Raw genomic sequence first — 8224 nt, 5'->3', positions numbered from 1 at the left:
ATTACAAGGCAAGCAGTGGCATGGCAGGCAGAGCAGCATGCGGCGTTACTTTTATGGGGTAAAAGTACAGTTGCTGGTTACCAAAGATGGTATCCCGGTAGAGTTCGGTTTTGTTCCGGGCAGTGAACATGATTCACAGGCCTTGAAGAAATTACCGTTGGAACTGCCTGCTGAAAGCGAGGTGTTTGCCGATTCAGCTTATACCAATTACGAAATCGAGGACCAGTTAATGGAAACTGACCTGATTACTTTGAAAGTACACCGGAAATCAAATGCCAAAAGAACAGACAGCGTAAGTGCTGCCTTTATTAAAGAATGTATGCGTAAACGAATCGAAACAACAATTAGCGAAATTAAAGGCCTGTTTCTCAGAAAACTTCATGCGGTAACTTTCAAAGGCTGGCTGCTGAAAATCACCTTGTTCGTGTTTGCTTTTACACTTGATAAAATAATACCTAACTAACAACTTGAGTTAATTACAAATCAGCCATTTGTTCCTGCTGATAATTTGCTGGTAAGTTGGCTCGGCAATTTCTTCGATCTGGTACTTTATTTTATGCTGTTTCTGGAGGGTTACAGGAAGCTCAAGCAGCCTTCCGTCGCGCACTAAAGTTAGATCAATGGTATCGCCGGGCAGTAAAAATTGCAAGGTTTTTTCGAGGTCTATAATCCGGTTACCGTTAATGGCCAACAGTTCGTCGTTCACGCTGATGCCGACCTGCCAGGCGGCCGTTCCGCGTTCAATTTGGGTTACCACCAATTTTTGGGTGGTAAAAGAAGTACTGATGCCGATGGCAGGCAGCGGTTTGGTTTCGGGCGCGCAAACTTTTAAACGCAGGCCCGCATAGCCGAGGTAGTGGTTATAATCCAGGTCTTCTAAACCGTTGATGTACTGGTCGTAAATATGGTTCAGGCTGCTTCCGGCCACTTCTTCCAGCACGGTTTTAAACTCGGCTTCGGTGTAGCCGCGGTTTTCGGTTTTGTAAAAGCGGTTGTACATACGCTTCATCACTTCGTCTAAATTGTGTTTTGCTTCGGTTTGGTGGATGATAATCAGGTCGAGAAAAAGCGCAACGAGCGAGCCTTTTACATAATAAGAAACGGTTGTATTTGGCGTGTTTTCATTGGGGCGGTAAAATTTGATCCAGGCATCAAAACTGGCTTCGGTTAGGGTTTGAATTTTTCTTCCGGGCATATTTTCAACCAAAGTAATGTCTTCCGAAAGCAGCTTTAGGTAGTTTTCTACCGAAATTAAATTGGCCCGGCAAAGCACCAAATTGTCGTAATAAGCGGTAAAACCTTCGGCAATCCACAAACTGGTGGTGTAGTTTTCCTGCTGATAATCAAACGGGCCTAAAGCTTTGGGCCGCAGCCGCTTTACGTTCCACAAATGAAAATATTCGTGCGAAACCAATCCCAAAAAATCCTGGTAAGTTTTCTCGTCAGCATAAGCCGTGCGCGTAACGTCCAGAACGGTCGAACTGCAATGTTCCAAACCGCCGCCGCCCTGGTTAAAATTATGGATGATAAAAACGTAACGCTGGTTTGGGTTTTCTTTAAAAACGCTGGTTTCTTCTTCAATAATTTTGGTGAAATCTGCAATCAGTTTTTCTTCATCGTACATACCGCCGCCGTACATCGCCACTTCGTGCAAAACATTGGCCGCGGTAAATTTAAAAATGTGCTGGTTGCCAATTTCCAAAGGCGAATCGTACAGCACATCAAAATTAGGGGCATAAAAACAGTATGGGTTTTGGCCGATGTTTTCCAAAGCGGTAGAAATAGTTTTCCAGTTGTTGCAGGGAAGGATTTGAATTTCTGATGGCTCGTTCAGCATTCCTTCGGGATATAAAAAAATACCGGTAGGAGAAAGGAAAGCATGGGATTGATCAACAAAACTCGTGCGTACAGAAACTTCAAAAGCATAAACGCGGTACAAAACAGAAATTTCAGCATGGTTTTTGGTGTCAACCAGCCAGGCGTTTTTGCGCAGTTTTTGGTGTGAAATTGCTTTTCCATCAGCCATCGCTTTAAAACCTTCCACGTTTTTGGAGAACTCGCGGATGAGGTACGAACCGGGCGCCCAAACCGGCATAACCAGTTCAAGCTGATCCTGGCTGATGCCGCTGATTTCCATTCGCACATCCACATAATGTGCTTGTGGTTTGGTAAAAGAAATCTGAAAACGAATATGCGATTGGCTGGTCTTTTCGCTCATAAAAGGTTTAAACAATTTACAATGCTAAAAGAAGCATTAGGTTTTATTTTGCTTTTAATTGGGTTAGTTTTATGCTTTCAAACGTTGTAAAATGGTTGATACAGGTAAACAATGTAAAGCTTTAACTTTTATTTTTACAAACCTGAATGTTGTAAGCTATTGCCGGAAAGCAATCAGCAGAAATATTATAAATGCCATACTGTTTTTACCGTATAAAAATTAAGCAAGCAGTAGATTGTTATATTTACAGCCAATCCTTGTTGCGGCAAGGGAAAGAAGCGATCAATGAAGCCAAAATATATTATTTACCCATTACTGATTTTACTGATCGGTTACCTTATTTACAACAAATATTACGGTGCAAGCGCGAAGGAAAAGAAGATCGAACCGGCATCGGGCAAAGGCGGCAAAAACCCGAACAAACCTGTTCCGGTTAATTTAATGATTGTAAAAGACACGGTTTTTAGCAACGCCATTGATATTACCGGAACGATTGATGCCAACGAACAGGTTGATTTGCGCAGCGAAACGGCCGGTAACATCACCAATATCTATTTTAAGGAAGGCACGCACGTAAACAAGGGCCAGTTGCTGGTTACGGTTTATAATAAAGACCAGGTTGCTTCGCTAAAATCTATACAAGTCCAGATAAAGCTGGCCGAACAATTAGAATACCGTAACCGGATTTTGCTGGAAAAAGAAGCGGTAAGCCGCGAAGAATACGATACTTCTTTGTCCAATTTGAATGTGTTAAAATCGCAGGCTGATCTGGTTCGCGCGCAAATAGCCAAAACAGAAGTTCGTGCGCCGTTTTCAGGCGTTATCGGTTTGCGCAATATCAGTCCCGGCGGTTACTTGTCGCCAACCAGTTCTATCGCTACTTTGGTAAATATTGACCCGGCAAAAATTACGTTTTCGGTTCCCGAGCGTTATTTAGGGTTGATTAAAACCGGAAGCAAAATCCATTTTAACATTGAGAGTTCGAGGGATAATTTTACCGGAACGGTTTACGCGATAGAACCAAATTTAGATTTAACCTCGCGCACCATTACCATCCGGGCAAAATCCCCAAACCCAAAAGGTTTGTTGCGTGCCGGAAGTTTTGCAAAAATAAATCTAACGCTGGAACAGATCCCGAAAACAATTTTAATCCCTACAGAATGTGTGATCCCGGACATCAAAACCAGTAAAGTTTTTGTGGCATCAAAAGGGGTAGCAGTTTCCAGGGACGTAAAAACGGACGTGCGCACGGCAACCAAAATACAGATTGTTGACGGTTTAAAACCCGGCGACAGTTTAATTGTAACCGGCATTATCCAGTTAAGGCCAAAAGTGCCGTTGAAAATTGTTAAAGTTATTCACTAAAATTTCATGAGTTTATCCTCAACCAGTATAAAAAGGCCGGTTTTAACAACCGTAATGTCTGTTGCCATTGTGGTTTTCGGTATCATCGGCTATAAGTTTTTAGGAACGCGTGATTTTCCTTCCGTTGATCCGCCAATCATTTCTGTTTCTACCAATTATTCGGGCGCCAATTCGGATGTCATCGAATCGCAAATTACCGAACCGTTGGAAAAAGTGATCAATGGTATTCCCGGCATCCGTAATATCTCTTCGACTAGTTCTGTTGGTTCCAGCTATATTACAGTTGAGTTTAATTTGGATGCGGATTTGGAGACTGCTGCTAATGATGTGCGTGATAAAGTATCGCAAGCACAGCGGCAGTTGCCGCAGGATGTGGATGCACCGCCAGTGGTAACCAAGGCAGATGCCAATGCGGACAACATCATCACGATTACGGTGAGCAGCAACACGCGCAATATTTTGCAAATTGATGATTATGCCGAAAACGTGTTGCAGGAAGCTTTGCAAACCATTCCGGGAGTAAGCGCGGTCAATGTGCAGGGGCAACGCCAGTATGCCATGCGTTTATGGATTGACCCGAACAAATTAGCGGCGTATAAACTGGCCGCTACGGATATTCAAAATGCTTTGGCACAGGAAAACGTGGAGTTGCCAGCCGGTAAAATTGAAGGCAACAACACAGAGTTGGCCGTTCGTGCTTTGGGTAAATTAAGCACCGAAAAGGATTTTAACAACATGATTATCCGGGCAGACAGCAACCGGGTGATCCATTTAAGTGATGTGGGATACGCTGTTCTTGGTGCTGCAAACGAAGAAACAGCGTTAAAAGAATCAGGCGTTCCGGAAGTTGGTTTGGCGATTGTACCGCAACCGGGCGCCAATTATGTGCAAATTGCCAAAGATTTTTACAAACGTTTGGCTCAGGTAAAAAAAGATTTGCCGCCGGATATTAAAGTAGAAGTTGCGTTGGACAACACGCGTTTCATCAACCAGTCTATCGAAGAAGTGCAGGAAACCTTACTGATTTCATTTGTGCTGGTGGTGATCATTATTTACCTGTTTTTCCGCGATTGGCTGATTGCTTTCCGGCCGTTGATTGATATCCCGGTTTCGCTGATTGGTGCTTTTTTTATCATGTATATTTTTGGTTTCTCCATCAATATCCTCACCCTGTTAGGAATTGTGCTGGCAACCGGGCTGGTGGTGGATGACGGGATTGTGGTAACTGAAAATATCTATAAAAAAGTGGAAGAAGGGATGGACATCCGCGAAGCTGCTTTCAAAGGTTCAGAAGAAATATTTTTTGCAGTGATTTCGACTTCGGTTACATTGGCGGCCGTGTTTTTACCGATTGTTTTTTTACAAGGGTTTACCGGAAGGCTTTTCCGGGAATTTGCCGTCGTCGTCGCCGGTGCGGTGTTGATTTCGGCTTTCGTTTCGTTGTCGCTTACGCCGATGCTAAACGTAAAACTGATCCGCAAAAACCAAAAAAAATCTAAGTTTTACGAGCAGACCGAACCTTTTTTTGTGAACATGACGAACTCCTACACCAGTTCGCTTATTAATTTTATGAAGCGGAAATGGATTTCAGGTGTCATTTTGGTTGGTTCTTTGGTTATGGTGGGCGTGCTGTTTAAAATCACGCCTTCGGAACTGGCCCCGCTGGACGACCGTAGTTTGCTGCGATATACCGTATTGGGGCAGGAAGGCGCTTCCTACGAATACATGACGCGCTACATGAACCGGGTTTCGCAGTTTGTAGAAGATTCTATCCCCGAAAAGCAGATCAATATTTCTGTTGTTTCGCCTGGCTCAAGTACCAACTCGGGTTTTGGGCGGATCGGATTGGTAAACCCCGACCGGCGTGTACGAACGCAACAGCAGATTGCCGATTACATGACTAAAAACCTGGCTCGTTTTCCGGATGCAAAAACTTTCGTCATCCAGGAACAAACCATCAGCGGCGGCGGCAGCGGCGCGCGTACTTCATTGCCGGTGCAGTTTGTGATTCAAAACCAGGATTTTGAAAAGATCAGGAAAGTGCTGCCCGATTTTATGGCCGAAGCCAATAAAAGCCCGGTTTTTCAAGGTGTGGACGTGAACCTGAAATTTACAAAACCACAGCTTTCCATCACCACCGACCGCGACCGTGCCCGTGATTTGGGTGTTTCTGTAGCTGATATTGCCCGAACTTTGCAGTTGTATTACAGTGCCGGCCGTTTGGATTACTTCCTCATCAGCGGAAAGCAATACCAGGTAATTGCCCAGGTTGACCGCTCCAACCGCGATCAGCCGCTCGATTTGAAATCCATTTATGTACGAAGTTCGACTGGTGCATTGATTCAATTGGATAATGTGGTACACGTAACCGAAAGTTCTACACCGCCTTCTATTTATCACTTTAACCGCTTTAAATCGGCCACGGTACAGGCAGGTTTGGCACCGGGACATACCATTGGCGAAGGCATTGCCGAAATGCAGCGCATTGCCAAAGGCCGTTTGGATGAAAGTTTCAGTTCTGATCTGGCTGGCCCGTCGCGCGATTTTGCCGAAGGCTCCTCCAATATTTTGTATGCTTTTGCTTTTGCTTTATTGCTGATCTACATGGTTCTGGCCGCACAGTTTGAAAGTTTTATTGACCCTTTTGTAGTGATGCTCACCGTTCCGCTGGCTATTGCCGGTGCCTTTTTATCGCTTTGGTTGTTTAACCAAACGTTAAATATTTTTAGTGAGATCGGCATGATCACTTTGGTTGGTTTGGTAACGAAAAATGGGATCCTGATTGTAGAATTTGCCAACCAGCGGATGGAATCTGCCGGATTAAATAAATTTGATGCGGTAGTGGAAGCGGCAACTTCCCGTTTGCGCCCAATTTTGATGACCAGTTTGGCCGTTGTGCTTGGTTCCGTTCCAATCGCTTTTGCTTTGGGTGCCGGTGCAAAAAGCCGTGTTTCGCTGGGGATTGTAATTATGGGCGGGATGATGTTTTCACTCGTGTTAACGCTTTATGTCATCCCCGTAATGTTTACCGTTTTTTCTGCCAAAGTAAAACACAACCCGGACGATGAGCCCATGCCAACAGAAAAAAACCGCGAACCATTACTGTTGCCAGAACACCAAATTTAACAATGATGAAGAAACTAATATCAATGCTTCTTTTATGCCTGTTTTTTTTAGTTCAAAATCTGTTTGCACAACAACAACAACAACAACAACCGCAGCAGGCGCAAAAGCAGGAACAGGTGCAAGCGCCATTGCTTACTTTAGAAGATGCGGTTAGTATCGCTTTAAAAAACAATTATAATATTCAACTGGCAAAAAATAACACAGCCATTTCAGCCGTTAATGTAAGCCTCGGCAATGCAGGTTATCTGCCTGTTTTAACTGCCAATGCTTCTACAAGCAGCAGTATCCTCAACATAAACCAAACCCGTGCTGATGGAACAGTAAATAAAATTCCGAGACTGCACAATTCCAGTAATACTTACGGCCCTAATATTAACTGGACTATTTTTGATGGTTTTGCCATGTTTGCCAATTACGACCAGTTAAAGCAATTAAACAAACTGAGTGAAGTGCAGCAAAGAGACACGATACAAAGCACCCTGACTAACGTAATAAGTACTTACTATAATCTCATTAACCAAACACAGCTAATATTATCCTTAAAAGAAGCTATTGACATTTCTCGTTTGCAATTACATTATGCCTTAAACAGGTTTAATGTTGGGCGTGCTGCAAAACTGGAAGTATTAAACGCGCAAGTAAATTTTAATACCGATACAACTAACTTTCTTACACAAATACAACAATTTAATACCACTAAAATCAATTTTAACCGGTTGCTTGTCCGTAAATTAAATGAAGATTTTTCTGTTCCTGATACCATCGTTATTCAAAAGCAGCCGGTTTTAGCTGATGTTATTGCCCAGGCACAAAAATATAATCCCGCTATACTTGCTGCCCAGGTTAATAAACGGCTCAACGAAATTAATTTAAAGCAGGTACGTGCATTGCGTTATCCTGTGGTTGGTGTAAGTTCTGGTTATGGTTTTAGCAACAGTAAAACACCGGCTGGTTTTACCCAAACCCAAAATACCAGAGGGCTAAACTATGGGTTAACTGCCAGTATAAACATATTTGATGGCTTTAATCAGGTACGCAGAGAGCGGGTGGCCAAACTGCAGATAAACGGTGCAAACATCCGAACAAACCAGATTGAGCAGTTGGTAGAAACACAAATTAACGCTTTGTATATTGAGTTTCTGTCAGGCTTGGATTTAATTCGTGTAGGGCAATCCAACGTGGAGATTGCAAGACAAAACCTCAATATTACACTCGAAAAATACAGGCTCGGCAATATTACCACGTTGGAAGTAAGAGAAGCACAGCGAAATTATTTAGATGCAAAAACGCGTTATTTTACCAATCAGTATCAAACTAAATTATCAGAAATAAGTTTAAAAGAGATTACCGGAAACATTAGCCTAAATTAAATTTTTAGGATTATGTATTTAGTTCGCAAAGTAATTTTACAGTTAAGCTATTGATTTTCAATAATTTATTTAGTATGTTTAAGCTAAATACGTCAATATGTTTAGCGGGATAAGTATCAACGAATTTAGGGAAAACTTTAAAACG

At 42.8% G+C, this 8224-nt stretch carries 5 protein-coding genes; 4 read left to right on the top strand and 1 reads right to left on the bottom strand.

The genetic code is table 11. The annotated features are described in order from the left end of the window. Window positions 1-463: transposase (locus tag V5804_RS16700; protein WP_369592548.1), on the top strand; the 463-nt coding region annotated here is incomplete at its 5' end. Window positions 464-472: 9 nt separating this feature from the next. On the opposite strand, the gene V5804_RS16695 is transcribed toward V5804_RS16700, so the two are convergent. Further along, window positions 473-2218, bottom strand: a complete 1746-nt coding sequence (locus V5804_RS16695; RefSeq protein WP_369592547.1) for a M61 family metallopeptidase — start codon at window positions 2216-2218, stop codon at window positions 473-475. A gap of 285 nt (window positions 2219-2503) precedes the next feature. Between V5804_RS16695 and V5804_RS16690 the strand changes: the two genes are divergently transcribed. From V5804_RS16690 to V5804_RS16680, 3 genes are read left to right on the top strand one after another with little or no spacing between them, the layout of a single operon-like run. Continuing rightward, a complete protein-coding gene (locus V5804_RS16690; RefSeq protein ID WP_369592546.1) occupies window positions 2504-3583 on the top strand; it encodes an efflux RND transporter periplasmic adaptor subunit in 1080 nt (359 codons plus the stop codon). Window positions 3584-3589: 6 nt separating this feature from the next. Next, complete coding sequence (locus tag V5804_RS16685; RefSeq protein ID WP_369592545.1) at window positions 3590-6709, top strand: efflux RND transporter permease subunit; 3120 nt, start codon at window positions 3590-3592, stop codon at window positions 6707-6709. A 2-nt stretch (window positions 6710-6711) separates the two neighbouring features. Beyond that, complete coding sequence (locus tag V5804_RS16680) at window positions 6712-8079, top strand: TolC family protein (protein WP_369592544.1); 1368 nt, start codon at window positions 6712-6714, stop codon at window positions 8077-8079. Window positions 8080-8224 lie beyond the last annotated feature (145 nt).

Source organism: Mucilaginibacter sp. (assembly GCF_041088075.1).
In the GTDB taxonomy this organism is placed as follows: domain Bacteria; phylum Bacteroidota; class Bacteroidia; order Sphingobacteriales; family Sphingobacteriaceae; genus Mucilaginibacter_A.
This window is presented reverse-complemented; position numbering and strand designations above follow the sequence as displayed.